Annotated in this window: 15 protein-coding genes; 5 read left to right on the top strand and 10 right to left on the bottom strand. The window is 57.1% G+C overall.

The window, feature by feature from the left end; genetic code table 11:
- Window positions 1-302 precede the first annotated feature (302 nt).
- Entirely contained in the window at window positions 303-437 is a 135-nt protein-coding gene (locus JNB91_RS31125; protein ID WP_262927999.1) for a hypothetical protein, read from the top strand.
- Between the two features lie 188 nt (window positions 438-625).
- The gene (locus JNB91_RS08565) at window positions 626-1,615 is read left to right on the top strand and encodes a GSCFA domain-containing protein (RefSeq protein WP_220325087.1); all 990 of its coding nucleotides are present in this window, start codon (window positions 626-628) and stop codon (window positions 1,613-1,615) included.
- Window positions 1,616-1,631: 16 nt separating this feature from the next.
- On the opposite strand, the gene JNB91_RS08560 is transcribed toward JNB91_RS08565, so the two are convergent.
- Window positions 1,632-2,687, bottom strand: coding sequence for a glycosyltransferase family 29 protein (locus JNB91_RS08560; RefSeq protein ID WP_220325086.1), 1,056 nt, complete (start codon window positions 2,685-2,687; stop codon window positions 1,632-1,634).
- Between the two features lie 148 nt (window positions 2,688-2,835).
- Between JNB91_RS08560 and JNB91_RS08555 the strand changes: the two genes are divergently transcribed.
- Together JNB91_RS08555 and JNB91_RS08550 are read left to right on the top strand one after the other, a co-directional pair.
- Window positions 2,836-3,657, top strand: a complete 822-nt coding sequence (locus JNB91_RS08555; protein ID WP_220325085.1) for a polysaccharide pyruvyl transferase family protein — start codon at window positions 2,836-2,838, stop codon at window positions 3,655-3,657.
- Between the two features lie 415 nt (window positions 3,658-4,072).
- Window positions 4,073-4,384: a c-type cytochrome gene (locus JNB91_RS08550; protein ID WP_220325084.1), complete on the top strand. Its 312-nt coding sequence runs from the start codon at window positions 4,073-4,075 to the stop codon at window positions 4,382-4,384.
- A gap of 75 nt (window positions 4,385-4,459) precedes the next feature.
- On the opposite strand, the gene JNB91_RS08545 is transcribed toward JNB91_RS08550, so the two are convergent.
- The 7 genes from JNB91_RS08545 to JNB91_RS08515 form a co-directional block, all read right to left on the bottom strand.
- On the bottom strand, window positions 4,460-4,948 hold the full coding sequence (locus tag JNB91_RS08545; protein ID WP_220325083.1) for a BA14K family protein: 489 nt from the start codon (window positions 4,946-4,948) through the stop codon (window positions 4,460-4,462).
- A 115-nt stretch (window positions 4,949-5,063) separates the two neighbouring features.
- The gene (locus JNB91_RS08540) at window positions 5,064-5,600 is read right to left on the bottom strand and encodes a MerR family transcriptional regulator (protein WP_220325082.1); all 537 of its coding nucleotides are present in this window, start codon (window positions 5,598-5,600) and stop codon (window positions 5,064-5,066) included.
- A 227-nt stretch (window positions 5,601-5,827) separates the two neighbouring features.
- The gene (locus JNB91_RS08535) at window positions 5,828-6,166 is read right to left on the bottom strand and encodes an integration host factor subunit alpha (RefSeq protein ID WP_139673127.1); all 339 of its coding nucleotides are present in this window, start codon (window positions 6,164-6,166) and stop codon (window positions 5,828-5,830) included.
- Between the two features lie 118 nt (window positions 6,167-6,284).
- The gene (locus JNB91_RS08530) at window positions 6,285-7,256 is read right to left on the bottom strand and encodes a beta-ketoacyl-ACP synthase III (protein ID WP_220325081.1); all 972 of its coding nucleotides are present in this window, start codon (window positions 7,254-7,256) and stop codon (window positions 6,285-6,287) included.
- 19 nt (window positions 7,257-7,275) lie between these two features.
- A complete protein-coding gene (gene plsX / locus JNB91_RS08525; protein WP_220325080.1) occupies window positions 7,276-8,322 on the bottom strand; it encodes a phosphate acyltransferase PlsX in 1,047 nt (348 codons plus the stop codon).
- A 146-nt stretch (window positions 8,323-8,468) separates the two neighbouring features.
- Window positions 8,469-9,035, bottom strand: coding sequence for a YceD family protein (locus tag JNB91_RS08520; RefSeq protein ID WP_220325079.1), 567 nt, complete (start codon window positions 9,033-9,035; stop codon window positions 8,469-8,471).
- Window positions 9,036-9,053: 18 nt separating this feature from the next.
- The gene (locus tag JNB91_RS08515) at window positions 9,054-9,593 is read right to left on the bottom strand and encodes a ubiquinol-cytochrome C chaperone family protein (protein ID WP_220325078.1); all 540 of its coding nucleotides are present in this window, start codon (window positions 9,591-9,593) and stop codon (window positions 9,054-9,056) included.
- Between the two features lie 220 nt (window positions 9,594-9,813).
- On the opposite strand from JNB91_RS08515, the gene JNB91_RS08510 reads away from it, so the two are divergent.
- On the top strand, window positions 9,814-10,332 hold the full coding sequence (locus JNB91_RS08510) for an outer membrane protein assembly factor BamE (protein ID WP_220325230.1): 519 nt from the start codon (window positions 9,814-9,816) through the stop codon (window positions 10,330-10,332).
- 68 nt (window positions 10,333-10,400) lie between these two features.
- Here JNB91_RS08510 and JNB91_RS08505 read toward each other — a convergent pair whose 3' ends face one another.
- The gene (locus JNB91_RS08505; RefSeq protein ID WP_220325077.1) at window positions 10,401-12,542 is read right to left on the bottom strand and encodes a sodium-translocating pyrophosphatase; all 2,142 of its coding nucleotides are present in this window, start codon (window positions 12,540-12,542) and stop codon (window positions 10,401-10,403) included.
- Window positions 12,543-12,732: 190 nt separating this feature from the next.
- Window positions 12,733-13,956 carry an MFS transporter gene (locus JNB91_RS08500; protein WP_220325076.1) on the bottom strand — a complete coding sequence of 408 codons (1,224 nt, stop codon included), beginning with the start codon at window positions 13,954-13,956 and terminating at the stop codon, window positions 12,733-12,735.
- Window positions 13,957-13,966: the final 10 nt, after the last annotated feature.

Here is a 13,966-nt window from a genome sequence, read left to right as displayed (position 1 = left end):
TTGGTTCAGCCATATCGGAACAAAAAGCGCTCAGATCGTCCTTCCGAGTACATAAAGTCCCGAACAAACGCTGAGCATATTCTTGCTTCGTGCACGTTCCGCGCCCCTCTTCCGAGATGATCTTGATTCGGAATTTGCATAGGTCTTTGCGCAGCCCACCTCCCGAAAGGCGATGGCTTCGCGAAAGCTCACCTTTGCCGGAGCAGGCAAACTAGTTTGATCTCAATCTGTCCGGGCCTTTTCAGTGAATCGGTCCGCGAACGGTCCGCTTCCGGGTTTGCTCTGAGCGCCGGGAGCCAATGATGAACATGACGTTCCGGCCGATTATTCCGGCCACATCAATCCAGCCTTACTGCGCTTTCAAAAGCTTTGTGGAAGCAGCCGGCAGCTACATGAAGCACGGCGGTGATCGTAAGCATCTGCCTATGATCCTGTAGCTTATCGGCGCCATGCCACTAGGCAAGATTTTCTCTTTCGATGTCGCACAGTTGGCGAAGGAGCTCTTCCCTGCCCACATCAACAGCATCCGTAGCGGCTGCTGGATGTTGCTTCTCCTTGCCAATCGAGAGATAACCCGTCCAACTCTCACAGTGCACAAGCCCTCGCACCAGCATCTGGAAAATAGATGATGAAGCTCTTCGACCGATTTTTTAAACGCCCAAGCAAAGACTTCTCAGTCGGCGATAACGCCACCCAACGCGAAGACATGGTCTATTACAGCATGGGCGGCAAGAAACGCAGGGCGCACGGAACGTGGTACCGAGGCGAAACCACCAATTTTCATCCGGTTAAAGAGAGCCTCGCCGAACCCGACGCGGTGACAAAGTATGTTGGCCATGGCTGGTTTCCCGCTGCTCCATTCGTGACAAAGACCCACCGGATAACCGCGTTTGGCAGTTGCTTCGCAGCTGAGGTGACAAAGTTCCTCAAAACCGAAGGGTACAACGTCCTTGGAGCAAAACTCGGACTCGACGCTTTCGTTGTCAGATGCGGAGAAGGCATTGTTAACTCGGCGGCAATTCTTCAGCAGTTCGAGTGGGCCTACAACGATAAATCGCCAGAAACTCAAGTGTGGCACGCCAAGTCTGGAGAAGCCATGGAAGCTTCGGACAATATCAAGGACGACACGCGGCGCATCTTCAACGAAACAGACATATTCATCTTCACGCTGGGGCTTTCCGAAGTCTGGTTCGACAAGCAAACAAACGATATATTCTGGCGCGCCGTCCCCAAACTTGAGTTTGATCCAAATCGCCATGGCTTCCGCGTCATTGGTGCAGAAGAGAATCGTGACAATCTCTCCCGTGTTTACCAGCTGATACGAAAACACAGGCCCGATGCGCACATCGTATTTACCCTTTCTCCCGTTCCCCTCGCAGCCACCTTTCGTCCCGTTTCATGCATAACCGCCAATTCAGTATCAAAAGCGTCCCTTAGAGTCGCTATCGACGAACTGATGCGCGAATTCTCCGCGGACCCGCAATTACATTACTTCCCGTCCTACGAAATAGCGACAGCGTACTTAGAGGACGCTTTTGGCGATGATTTGCGGCACCCGCGCCCGGAGACCGTCGACTTCATTATGAAAACATTCAAAGCGAGCTACCTCGTCTGACCCGCGTCAACTGGAATTACCTGATTTCGAAACGTGGATCTCGGGCGATGAGTGCCCTCACAAAATTCTCCTCATTGTCGAATTGATGGGGAGCATTTTCTATAGTCTGATGCGACGATGATGATTGGCTCTGGTAAAAGTCGAAACCAAAAAGACTTACTTTCTGAGCTTTGGATTTAGACAATAAATCAATAGCTGTCAGACCGGTGGTGGGACGCATCACTTTCGAACGTTCAGCAAGTGAATCTATCTCACTAACGGGATGAAGATAGAGGTTTTGGATCGCGGTAGTTTCACCGGGAATTTTTCGACGATAACGAGATAACCAAAGTACGTGGCTACCACCGAGAGAGGAAAGTCGCGATTGGCTAATGGGCACGCCGGTTGCAACCCATGAGGTACGATAGCCATGCGACCTCCGCGAGATAATTGGGACGCGATTGAACCTAATCACTAAGTCGTGCGCATCAATGTCGGCACCTAACTCTGCTTGCGCTAACGAGCGCGCATTGCCGACGACCGCAACGGTCCGCCCCTCAAGAGCAGCAAACAAAGCATCTCGGTTGACACAGTTTCTAGCAAGGAGCCTCCACCCAAGTGCTACTCGACTGGTTAGGCGCGAAAACTCACGCTGCATAGACGACGTCTCACCGAGCTTTGCAATCTTCGACTTAGCGACATCCGACAGCCTGAAGTTAACGCAAACAAGCTCGCTGTCTCGTCGAGACTTCACAAAATCCACCTGAGGGAAACTACTTTCGAAAAGCGCCTTCCACCATTCCAACGGCTGCACCGTGCGATGTAAATTCAATCCGGAGGCGGAAAGCTCATCCGAATAATAGATTGAAACAAGTGCGATCACCTTCTGTTGGGATGCAGCGAAACTTGACAACACGCACTTAAGCTCGTCTTCACAGAGTTGCGGAAGCAGAGCACCAAGACTTACAGGACCACTTCCAACCTGACCGGAAATCAATTCCGCCAACGATGGAGCAGGCATATCGCCACCGTAGATAGCCTGATCCTCGCAAACGATGGAGGTCAATTTTCGACAGAATTCCAACTGGTCCATCGAAGCTTCGCTCCTCCATTAATAGACGGCCTTAAATCGAAACTGCCACAATCTATGGCAGTGGCGTTGTATGCCATCCCGCGAGACTTGACGAGTTGCTATTTGGCCTAACCCATATTATTCGGATGGAAATTTTTCCGGGGCACTTATGAACATCCTTGCGCTAAACTGGCTAAGCAACAATATCGGGGACGATGTGCAGACCGTAGCGGTTATGCAGCACCTACCTCGTGTCGACGCCTTCATCGACAGAGATCACCTAAGCATGTACGACGGACCGGAAGCGATCCTCGTGACCAACGGCTGGTTTCTGGAGAAACTCGACAATTGGCCGCCGAGCGCAAACATAAAGCCGATCTTTTTCGGCTTTCACGTCCAGGATAGGGCCAAACCCACGATTGCCAGGCACGCTTCGTATCTGAAAAAACACGAACCGATCGGCTGCAGAGACCGCAGCACCGTGGAGTTCATTCGATCTCTTGGCGTCGAGGCATATCTATCTCTATGTGCGACATTAACATTTGAGCCGCTGGCCGATCGCGCGCCGGATTCAATCTATCTCGTCGAAGCTGATGAGGACGCCTTCACTCGTACTTTCCGCAAAAACCACGGCCTAAAGCTGAAAGAAATTAGCCATCGCGTGGCTGAAACACCTACCGATGTTCGATTGTCTTTCGCCAAAAACATGATCGAGACTTACGGCAGAAAGGCAGCCTTGGTCGTAACTAAACGAATTCACTGCGCAATGCCCTGCATCGCCATGGGTGTTCCTACAGTCTTCATCGGCCCCAAAACCGACCGCACATCTATCGTCGAAGAAATCGGATTGGAGCGCAGGGATCGATGGCACCCTTTAACGAGACCGTTTGCGCCACGCATTTCTGAGATCCCTGCGCCGCTAGACATCTCTGCAATCAAAACAAAAATCAAGGCGGATTTGCTGGCCCGGATAGCCGCCGCGCTCGCTTGAGCGGCTATCCGGTCGATATCAGGGCGGCAAGTCAGTTCTCACATTGCTTTGTCGTGCGCGGAGGCCTCTTCTGCCGTCCAAGCTTTGGCTCCGCAGATGCTATCGGTATCGTCGATTTTTTCTGGTCCCGCGCCGTCGCCTCACGCGCGCCGATCAGCGAGGCTCCGATAATAGACCTAGCCGTCGACTGCATTCTGGCTTTTGACAGCACTGACCTGTTTCCTTGAGGTACAGGCCGCCAGCCGATTACCCGGCGGAAATAGAGGTCGATGACGGCTACGAGATAGGCGCCCCTCGAAGGTTCGAATTTAGGTGATGTCCGTCACCAAAACAATGTCCGGAGCCGTCGCGTCGAATGCCAGTCGAGCGTATTCGCGACGACTGCGGACAGCCTGTGTGAGTAGGTGCCAAGGCGGTGCTTGTAATCGATCTGTGCCCTGATCCCGGCAAGGCGGGTCCCTGTCATTCAATCGACAGCGATACCAACAAAGCCGGTCCGCATCTGAAAGGTGTGTTCGCAAGGCCTGCGGGCAGTGTTGCCGATTTCCGGTATTCAAAAGCGATGTCCGAGGCTGGTGCGGCAGGCTTGATCTGGGATGACGCGGCGCTTGCCGAATTCCTTTCCAGCCCCAAAACCAAAGTGCCAAATACCAGCATGCGCTTCTGGGGCATGTGGTTCCAGTCCGAGATCGACGATCTGATCGCCTACCTCAAGGCCAATCCTTAGAGCGTTTCTGCCTTCACAAAAAAGCCGCCCCGGAGCCCGGAGCGGCATGGATTGCTTCAGAAAGTGCTGTAAGCCTTACCGGTAAGGCGAATAGCACTGCTGGCGCGGGCCGTTATAGGGTTGGAAGGTGTTGTCGTAGGCCCGATACGAACGGTAGCGCGAATAGCACCAATTCACATGGCTGTTGCCGCCGCCGACATATCGACGCTCCTGCGGCGGTGCATAACGAGGTGCAGCCAGCGCCCCACCGATCAGTGCACCTGCGGCCAGGCCACCGATGATCGCACCGGCATTCGAGTTGCGATGGCGGCGATGATCGCGCCAGCGACGGTCACCGTAATAACGGCGGTCATCGCGCCAGCGACGGTCATCCCGCCAACGGCGATCGGAATAACGCGGGCCATAACGGCGCCAGTCATGGCGACCTTCGCGCCATTGCACCTTTTCTACCGCTTGCGAGGTCTGTACGGTGGGTACGCCGACTGTCGGAAATGCATTTGCGGGCGCTACACCGGTCAAGGCCGTAACTGCGGACACCAGAATGATTGCAAGTTTCTTCTTCATTTCATTCTCCTTGGAATGTCTCCCTAGGTGAAATGATGTAACTTGCGCTGTGAACCAGAGGTGAATGGTCAATTTTGGGTGATCACAGATAGTTGTAGAGTTCACCTTTGGCCGTTCAGCGGACCTGATCGAGCAGGCGCTTGCATTCCAGAAGATCAAACAGGGCTTCCTGCAGCAGGGCGCGATCCTCCTTGCCGACACTCGACTTTCCAATCGACACTTCCAGAGTGTCATCATCGCTGGACGAGCCGAAACCGAAGAAGCGGCCGCTCGGCTTCACTTTCGGGCGACCGAGAACTTGATCTTCTTCGGAACCACCGACCTTCGGCTCTGAATGTTTTTCACCGCTGGAAGCGATGATCGCATCCATGGTGGCAACATCCCCCGATGCGATGGCAGCAACGAATTTGTTGCCGTTCGTCTTCAGGAGCTTCTGGACGCCCTTGATCGTGTAGCCATGATCGTAAAGCAGATGACGGATGCCCTTGAGCAGCTCAACGTCTTCAGGCCGGTAATAACGGCGGCCACCGCCACGCTTCATCGGCTTGATCTGGGTGAAGCGGGTTTCCCAGAAGCGCAAAACGTGCTGCGGCAGATCCAGATCATCTGCCACTTCGCTAATCGTACGGAACGCATCCGGACTTTTTTCCACGCTCAAACCTCCAAGCAGCAGCCGCCAAGCCGACCCACCGCGCAAAGCCGCGCGCCGGATATGGCGCGAAACAGCCCTGCGAAAACTCATAGTCCACGCCAGCATCTTCCGAACAGCGATTCAGGCCTTCGGAGCGATGAAGAAGACTACGCCGCGTTTCCCACTTATCTCAATGGGTTGAAGTGGCGGATTCAAGCATGTTCACAGGAATGAGGTAAAATACGGGATCAGGCGACTGGAGCCGCAGACTTCTGCTTGGCCTTGCGGCTGGTATGAGACTTCAAGATTCGCTGCTTCAGAACATTGGAAGCCTTGAAGGTCATCACCCGGCGCGGAGAAATCGGCACTTCCTCACCAGTTTTCGGATTGCGGCCGATGCGTTCGTTTTTCGAACGAACCTGAAAGGTCGCGAAAGAGGAAAGCTTGACGACCTCGCCGCGAATGATCGCGTTGCAGATCTCGTCGATCACCGTCTCTACCAGCTCCGCCGACTCAGTCCGGGAGAGCCCAACCTTGCGAAATACCGATTCCGCCAAGTCTGCACGCGTCACTGTCTTTCCGGCCATGATCCCCGCCCAGTTTGCAAATTGATCTCGTCAAAGCCACCCAAGACTATTTTGCTTGGCGACGGGGGTCAAGCACCTGTCGCCAATCAGTTATTTGTTCCAGGTGGGCGTGACATTCCTACCAGCGAACCAGCACGGAGCCCCAGGTGAAGCCGCCGCCCATCGCTTCGAGCATCACGAGATCGCCCTTCTTGATCCGGCCATCGGCAAGAGCGACGGAAAGAGCCAAGGGGATGGAGGCCGCAGAGGTATTTCCGTGCAGATCCACGGTCACCACGACTTTTTCCGGCGGGATGCCGAGCTTCTTGGCCGATGCATCGATGATGCGGCGGTTGGCCTGGTGCGGGACCAGCCAGTCGATATCCTCGGCCGTCGTGCCGGTTGCTTCGAATGCCCCTTCGATCACGTCGGTGATCATCGCAACCGCATGCTTGAAGACCTCCCGGCCTTCCATTCGCAGATGGCCAACGGTCCCGGTCGAGGACGGGCCGCCATCGACATAGAGCTTTTCCTTGTGGGAGCCGTCGGAGCGCAGCTTGGATGTGAGAATGCCGCGATCGCTCGTGGTCCCCTCGCCTTCCTCAGCTTCCAGAATGAGGGCACCTGCACCGTCACCGAAAAGCACGCAGGTGGTGCGATCCTTCCAGTCGAGAATGCGCGAGAAGGTTTCGGCGCCGATGACCAGAGCACGGCGCGCCATTCCACCACGGATATGCAGATCGGCAGTCGCCATCGCATAAACGAAACCGGTGCAGACGGCCTGCATGTCGAAGGCGTAACCGTGTTCCATGCCGAGACGGCGCTGGATGTCGACGGCGGTTGCCGGGAAGGTGTTGTCCGGTGTCGAAGTGGCGACGAGGATGAGATCGATATCGGCAGGCGTCAGGCCGGCATTGTCGAGTGCTGCGCGTGCCGCCTGTTCGCCGAGCGAAGCCGTCGTCTCGCCTTCGCCGGCGATGTAGCGCTGCGTGATGCCGGTACGCTGCACGATCCATTCGTCGGTCGTGTCGACTATGCTTTCCAAATCACGGTTGGTCATTACCCGTTTCGGGAGCGCTGCTCCATAACCGCGAACTACTGATCGGATCATTCTCAATCACATCCTGTCGTCATGCAGCTTCAGGACCAGCCGGCGGCTGATGCTTGGCATGGTAAAGTGTCAAATCCTGCGCGATCTTCGCGTTCAGGTCGTTACGTGCCATGTCATAGGCGACATCGATTGCAGCGGCGAAACCTTCGGCATTGGTTCCGCCATGGCTCTTGATGACGATGCCGTTCAGGCCGAGGAATACGCCGCCATTGACCTTGTTCGGGTCCATTTTCTCACGAAGGCGATCGAAGGCCGGCTTGGCCAGCAGATACCCTATCTTAGCCAGAAACGTGCGCGACATCGATTCACGCAACAGTGTAGCGATCTGACGAGCCGTGCCTTCAGCCGTCTTCAGCGCGATATTGCCCGTAAAACCTTCGGTGACGACGACGTCGACCGTGCCCTTGCCGATATCGTTGCCTTCGACAAAGCCCTGATAGGCGATTGTCGGGAGGTTTGCTTCGCGCAGCAGACGACCGGCTTCCTTGACCTCTTCCTGGCCCTTGACCTCTTCAACACCGACGTTGAGAAGGCCAACGGTCGGGCGGTCGATCTCGAACAGAGCGCGCGCCATGGCGCCGCCCATCAGAGCGAAATCGAGAAGCTGCTGGCTGTCGGCACCAATCGTTGCACCGATATCGAGAACGATGCTCTCGCCCTTGAGGGTCGGCCAGATGCCGGCGATTGCCGGGCGCTCGATATTGGCCATGGTGCGCAAACAGAATTTCGCCATGGCCATCAGAGCACCGGTATTGCCGGCAGAAACGCAGACATCGGCCTCGCCGAGCTTTACCGCCTCGATGGAGCGCCACATGGAGGAAACATAGCGACCGCGCCGCAAGGCAGCGCTCGGCTTTTCGTCCATGGAGACTGCGACTTCGCACTCGTGGAAAGTCGAGCGGTCGCGCAGCTTCGGGTATTTGGCGAGCCACGGCTCGCATTCGGCCTTCAATCCATAGATGATGAAGGTCGCTTCGGGGTGCCGTTCGAGAGCCTTTGCAGTACCGGGTATGACAACCTCGGGACCGAAATCACCTCCCATGGCATCCACAGAAATTCTGATCACGCGTATCTGATCCTTATCTTCGACCGAGCAGACCGGCCATTCAAACCCGTCCAGCGGTCGTCGTCAGCATTCCGGCCATGCTCATGCTTGGCCCTGCCGGCGAAATCGTGGCCAAAATATAGTTTTCGCCGCCGCTTACAACAGGCCTAGTCTTTTTTCCAGTCCTTGAGCGCCGCGAATGGGTTTGGCCGATCACTCTTGGCATCGGCAGTGCTCTCGATATGGTCAGAAAACTCCACCCCCTGTTTGCGGGGATATGGATCGATCGCAAGCGCTGCGAACTCGGTGATCGCCTCGCCGATATCGATCGCGTCTCCGGCGAACTCCTCGGGAAGATCCGGGCCGTCAGGATCAAGCACCATCTCGGCTGCATCCTTAGCGACGACGCGGGCAAGCTTCGAGCCCTCGGGCACGAAGATCTGCTCAAACTCTTCGTCGATGCGCGATTCGACCGGCTCCAGCGTGACGACGCAAGCCTGTACGATCTCGGCCTCGACCCGGCCCTTGACGCGGACACCGTCCTTCTTCCAGCGCGACAGATAGACTTCCGCCTTGATCGACTTCACCTCGAGCACCTGCCACATATCGGCAAGTTCCTTGCGCTCCCGGTCGTCGGCAGAAACTTTCACCGTCACGGCGTTGGCGGAGATGTTTCCAACCTTGACGGAATAGGAAAATGGCGGTTTGCCGCCCGTGTTGTTATCGTTTTTCATCTTTCCTCACTTTTCCCTTCAGCCATTCACAGGCGACGGGATGACCGCGTTGCCGCGGGCGATATCGTCTTCCGGCGTTGCGGCGAGATGCCGCTCCGTTTCTACCATCCATATGGCCAGGCGGCTCATATCCGGCGAAGACTGGTTTTCCGGGTATATATTGCGGGCAAGGCTTTTAGCCAACTCCGCGGCATCACCGGCGTCCAGCGCCTTCGCATAGGTCTCGAGCCGGCCGTAAAACATGCCGGCGAGTTTCTTCATGCGTTTCGGCACGCCCTGGTCGCCAATTCCGAGTTCGCGGATAGAGTGGTCAAGATCCTGGAAAAAGGCATCCACGATCTCCTGCGCCAGTTCCTGTCCGCTAGTCGAGGACTTTGCTGTGCGGCGAAAAAACAGGATCATCACGACCGACAGCATCTCGTAGCGCCCCATGACAGTGTCAGGCACGCCGAGATCGGTATAGAAAAAGGGAATGCGCGCAGCAGAGGTCAATGCAGCGTATTGGCGCTCGACAATGACCTGATTGTGTTTTTTCTTTTTGAATAGCCCGAAGATCATCGATAAGTCCCGCGAATGACCGGGCCCAATGTTGCATGGAAACGAAAGCTGGTTTACCGAAGCAGGCGCGAATTGCAATGCCGTTCGGCCGGGGCCGTAGTCGGGATGCTTTCGATCCGTAAAACGTTTGGCGTTCCAAGGGTTCTCGTCCCCGGAATAGCCACAATGGTGATGAACAGCAGAAGTCCGGCCTCAAGCGCCGGTCTCGTTTACCTGGGGGATCCCGTTGAAGAAGCGGACAGTCGAGTACGGTATGAAATTTCTGAATAAAACCGCCATCAGCCTGGTACTTATCGCTTCCGTTACCGCCGCTGGCTGCACGTCGATGGATATCGGCGACACCATGTATAACGGCTATGTGATCGACCAGAAGTCTCTCGCTCTGATCCCGGAAGGTTCGAGCCGCGAACAGGTCCTGCTGACGATGGGCACGCCTTCGACGACGGCGACCTTCGATTCGGAAGTTCTCTATTACATTTCCCAGCGGCGCGAACGCGCAGCCGCCTTCATGAAGCCGAAGTTGGTTGAGCAGACGGTTCTGGCCATCTACCTCAACAAGGAAGGCGTTGTCGCGCGCAAGGCGAACTACACGCTTCAGGACGGCAAGGTGTTCGACACCATCTCGCGCACGACGCCGACCGGCGGTCGCGACCTGACCTTCCTGCAGCAGATTCTTTCCGGCGGCTCCGGCCCCGGCGGCGCGGGTGCCGCAGCAATGCGCAGCCTGCTCAGCAATTAACACGACATCGAATACAAAGAAGCCCGCGGAGCGATCCGCGGGCTTCTTTCGTTTAAACGTAGCCTGTTTTAGCCAGCAAGAATCGCCAGCAGCAGCAAGGCCACGATATTGGTGATCTTGATTGCCGGGTTGACGGCCGGGCCTGCCGTATCCTTGTAGGGATCACCGACGGTATCGCCCGTAACCGATGCCTTGTGCGCGTCAGAGCCCTTCAGGTGACGCTGGCCGTCCTTGTCGACGAAACCGTCCTCGAAGCTCTTCTTGGCGTTGTCCCATGCGCCGCCCCCCGAGGTCATGGAAATGGCGACGAAGAGACCATTGACGATGACGCCGAGAAGCGAGGCACCAAGGGCCGCAAAGGCCGAAGCCTTGTCACCACCGGAAATCAGCAGAACACCGAAATAGACGACGATCGGCGCAAGCACCGGCAGAAGCGACGGGATGATCATTTCCCGGATCGCGGCCTTGGTGAGGATATCGACGGCGCGGCCATAGTCGGGACGATCTGTGCCCTGCATGATGCCCGGTTTGTCGCGGAACTGGCGACGCACTTCCTCGACGATCGAGCCTGCCGCCTTGCCGACTGCGGTCATGGCAATGCCGCCGAAGAGATAAGGGATCAAGCCACCGAAGATCAGACCTGCCACGACGTAAGGATTGGCAAGGCTGAACGAGATCGCCCCTACCCCTTCGAAGTAGGGATATTGCTGCGGATTGGCGGCAAAATACTGCAGGTCGTTGGAGTATGCGGCAAACAGCACGAGCGCGCCGAGACCAGCGGAACCGATCGCATAGCCCTTGGTGACGGCCTTGGTCGTGTTGCCGACGGCATCGAGCGCGTCGGTCGACTTGCGGACCTCCGGCGGCAGATGGGACATTTCGGCGATACCACCGGCATTGTCGGTGACCGGACCGAAAGCGTCGAGCGCAACGATCATGCCGGCAAGGCCGAGCATGGCGGTGACGGCAATACCGGTGCCGAAGAGGCCGCCAAACTGGTAGGTGGCGATGATGCCGCCGACGATGACGATTGCCGGAAGCGCCGTTGATTCAAGCGATACGGCAAGGCCCTGGATAACGTTGGTGCCGTGACCGGTGACCGACGCCTGGGCAATAGAATTGACCGGCCGCTTGTTGGTGCCGGTATAGTATTCGGTGATGACGACGATCAAGGCGGTGACGACGAGGCCGACAAGGCCGCATACGAACAGGCTGGTGCCGGTGATTTCCTTACCCGCAACGGTGCCGATCACACCCCAGCCGACCGTCATCGACGTGGCGACAGCCAGACCGAAGATGGAAAGAACGCCGGTTGCGATCAGGCCCTTGTAGAGCGCGCCCATGATCGAACCATTGCTGCCGAGCTTGACGAAGAAGGTGCCGATGATCGAGGTGACGATGCAGACGCCGCAGATGGCTAGCGGATAGAGCATTGCCGATTCGAGCACCGGAGCGCCGGCGAAGAAGATCGCTGCGAGCACCATGGTCGCAACGACAGAGACCGCATAGGTCTCGAACAGGTCGGCCGCCATGCCGGCGCAATCACCGACATTGTCGCCGACGTTATCGGCAATCGTAGCCGGGTTGCGTGGATCGTCTTCCGGAATACCGGCTTCGACCTTGCCGACAAGGTCACCACCGACATCTGCGCCCTTGGTGAAGATGCCGCCGCCGAGACGGGCAAAGATAGAAATCAGCGAGGCGCCGAAACCAAGCGCGACGAGCGCATCGATGACCTCGCGCGAACTGCTTGCATGGCCGAGACCGGAGGTCAGCACCCAGTAGTAGATCGACACGCCGAGGAGTGCGAGACCGGCCACCAACATGCCTGTGATAGCGCCCGACTTGAAGGCGATATCGAGGCCTGCTGCAAGGCTATGCGAAGAAGCCTGCGCCGTGCGGACATTGGCCCGGACGGAGACATGCATGCCAATAAAACCTGCGGCGCCGGACAGGACCGCGCCGATTATAAAGCCCAAGGCTGCCGTGCCGGACAGAAGCAGCCATGCAAGGATGGCAACGACGACGCCGACTATGGCGATCGTCAGATACTGGCGTGCGAGATAGGCCTGTGCCCCTTCGCGGATATAGCCAGCGATTTCCTGCATGCGCTCGTTGCCCTGATCGGCGGCGAGAACGGAACGCGTCGCCCACACGGCATAAATGATCGACAGCAGACCGCAGACGATCACACTCAAAATGACTGTCATACTATTTTCCTCTCCCTAACCGCCGGGCCGAAAAATCCCGGTCGCGCATCTTCCATACGGGCGCGCTCCCCTCCCAAGGATGCGTTTCCGCCATGCGAAGATGAGATTGCGGTGGAGATGAAATGACGTCAAGCCCTGCACGGACAAGGGCTCAAATGGACGCAGGTTGTAATATGAGTTAACGCTCGCCTTACGCAGACTTCGCAGAGGACCGTCTGAACAGCAGGGCTGCAATCAACAGAAGGCAGATCACCGCAACCGGCCAGATGACCATGTTGATGAAGGACCAACCCCAGGTGACGAAGACCTTGCCTGAGGAGAAGGACGACAGCGCTACGGTGCCGAACAGCACGATGTCGTGAAAGCCCTGGACCTTGTCGGCCTCATGCGGGCGATAGCTCGACGCAACGATCGCGGTCGAGCCGATAAAGCCGAAATTCCAGCCGATGCCGAGCAGCACCAGCGCGCCCCAGAAATTCCACAGCTCGATGCCGAGATGCGCGACAACGGCGCAGCCCATCATAACGAGAACGCCTGTCGCGACCACCTTTTCCGCGCCAAACCGAGAGATCAGCGATCCGGTGATGAAGCTCGGGCCGAACATGGCCAGCACATGCCACTGGATGCCGAGCGTGGCCATTTCAGGCGGGAAACCGCAGCCGATCACCATGGCAAGCGGCGCGCCGGTCATGACGAAGGTCATCAACGCATAGATGCAGATGCCGCAGATCATGCCGGTCAAGAAACGCTGCGTCAGCACGATCTCTTTCAGCGGCCTTGCAGGTTCGGAGCTTTGGGCGACGGTCTTCTTTTCGGGAAGACGGAGAAAGGCGAAGATACCGATCGCGACGAGGCAAACCGGAACGAGCGCGATGAAGGTGCCGGCAAAGGTGACTGGTGCAAACCAGTCCTTGGCCCATATGACGATCTGCGGCCCGAGCACGGCGGAAACGATGCCTGCCCCGAGGATCCAGGAAATCGCCTTCGGCTTGTAGGACGATGGCGAGGCATCGGCAGCGGCAAAACGGATTTTTTGGGTGAAGCCAGAAGAGGTGCCGATGAACAGAAGCGCAAGAGCAAAGAGCCAGAAGCTTTCGCGGAAAAGTGCGATCGCGGCGAAAGCGCCGCCAGCGGCCCCGATCAGGCAGCCAGCCATGAAGGCTTCGCGACGGCCGAGAAAACGTGACAGAAGCGCGATGACAACCGCGCCGCAGGCGGTACCCACATTGAATGCAGTGATCGGAGCTGTAGCGAGAGACTTGTCGTCGCCGAGCAACTGATATCCGGCAATCGATCCGACCGCGATCGACAGGGGTGCTGCCGATCCGAGGATCGCCTGGCTTGCGGCCAGAAGCGCGACATTGCGGCGGGCGGCGCGCATCTGCGTCTGAAGACCGTCCACCACACCGTCCATGTCTGCCTAC

Source organism: Aliirhizobium wenxiniae, assembly GCF_019511445.1.
GTDB classification, from domain to species: Bacteria; Pseudomonadota; Alphaproteobacteria; order Rhizobiales; family Rhizobiaceae; genus Neorhizobium; species Neorhizobium wenxiniae_A.
Note: the sequence above shows the minus strand (reverse complement) of the source record. Positions and strands in the feature narration are given on the sequence as shown.

What these genes read in the sequence shown, in the direction of transcription:
- JNB91_RS08545 (WP_220325083.1), bottom strand. Translation starts at nt 4,948, where the DNA reads ATGAAGAAGAAACTTGCAATCATTCTGGTGTCCGCAGTTACGGCCTTG.
- JNB91_RS08520 (WP_220325079.1), bottom strand. Translation starts at nt 9,035, where the DNA reads ATGAAAAACGATAACAACACGGGCGGCAAACCGCCATTTTCCTATTCC.
- JNB91_RS08515 (WP_220325078.1), bottom strand. Translation starts at nt 9,593, where the DNA reads ATGATCTTCGGGCTATTCAAAAAGAAAAAACACAATCAGGTCATTGTC.
- JNB91_RS08505 (WP_220325077.1), bottom strand. Translation starts at nt 12,542, where the DNA reads ATGACAGTCATTTTGAGTGTGATCGTCTGCGGTCTGCTGTCGATCATT.
- JNB91_RS08500 (WP_220325076.1), bottom strand. Translation starts at nt 13,956, where the DNA reads ATGGACGGTGTGGTGGACGGTCTTCAGACGCAGATGCGCGCCGCCCGC.
- JNB91_RS08555 (WP_220325085.1), top strand. Translation starts at nt 2,836, where the DNA reads ATGAACATCCTTGCGCTAAACTGGCTAAGCAACAATATCGGGGACGAT.
- JNB91_RS08535 (WP_139673127.1), bottom strand. Translation starts at nt 6,166, where the DNA reads ATGGCCGGAAAGACAGTGACGCGTGCAGACTTGGCGGAATCGGTATTT.
- JNB91_RS08565 (WP_220325087.1), top strand. Translation starts at nt 626, where the DNA reads ATGATGAAGCTCTTCGACCGATTTTTTAAACGCCCAAGCAAAGACTTC.
- JNB91_RS08530 (WP_220325081.1), bottom strand. Translation starts at nt 7,256, where the DNA reads ATGATCCGATCAGTAGTTCGCGGTTATGGAGCAGCGCTCCCGAAACGG.
- JNB91_RS08560 (WP_220325086.1), bottom strand. Translation starts at nt 2,687, where the DNA reads ATGGACCAGTTGGAATTCTGTCGAAAATTGACCTCCATCGTTTGCGAG.
- JNB91_RS31125 (WP_262927999.1), top strand. Translation starts at nt 303, where the DNA reads ATGAACATGACGTTCCGGCCGATTATTCCGGCCACATCAATCCAGCCT.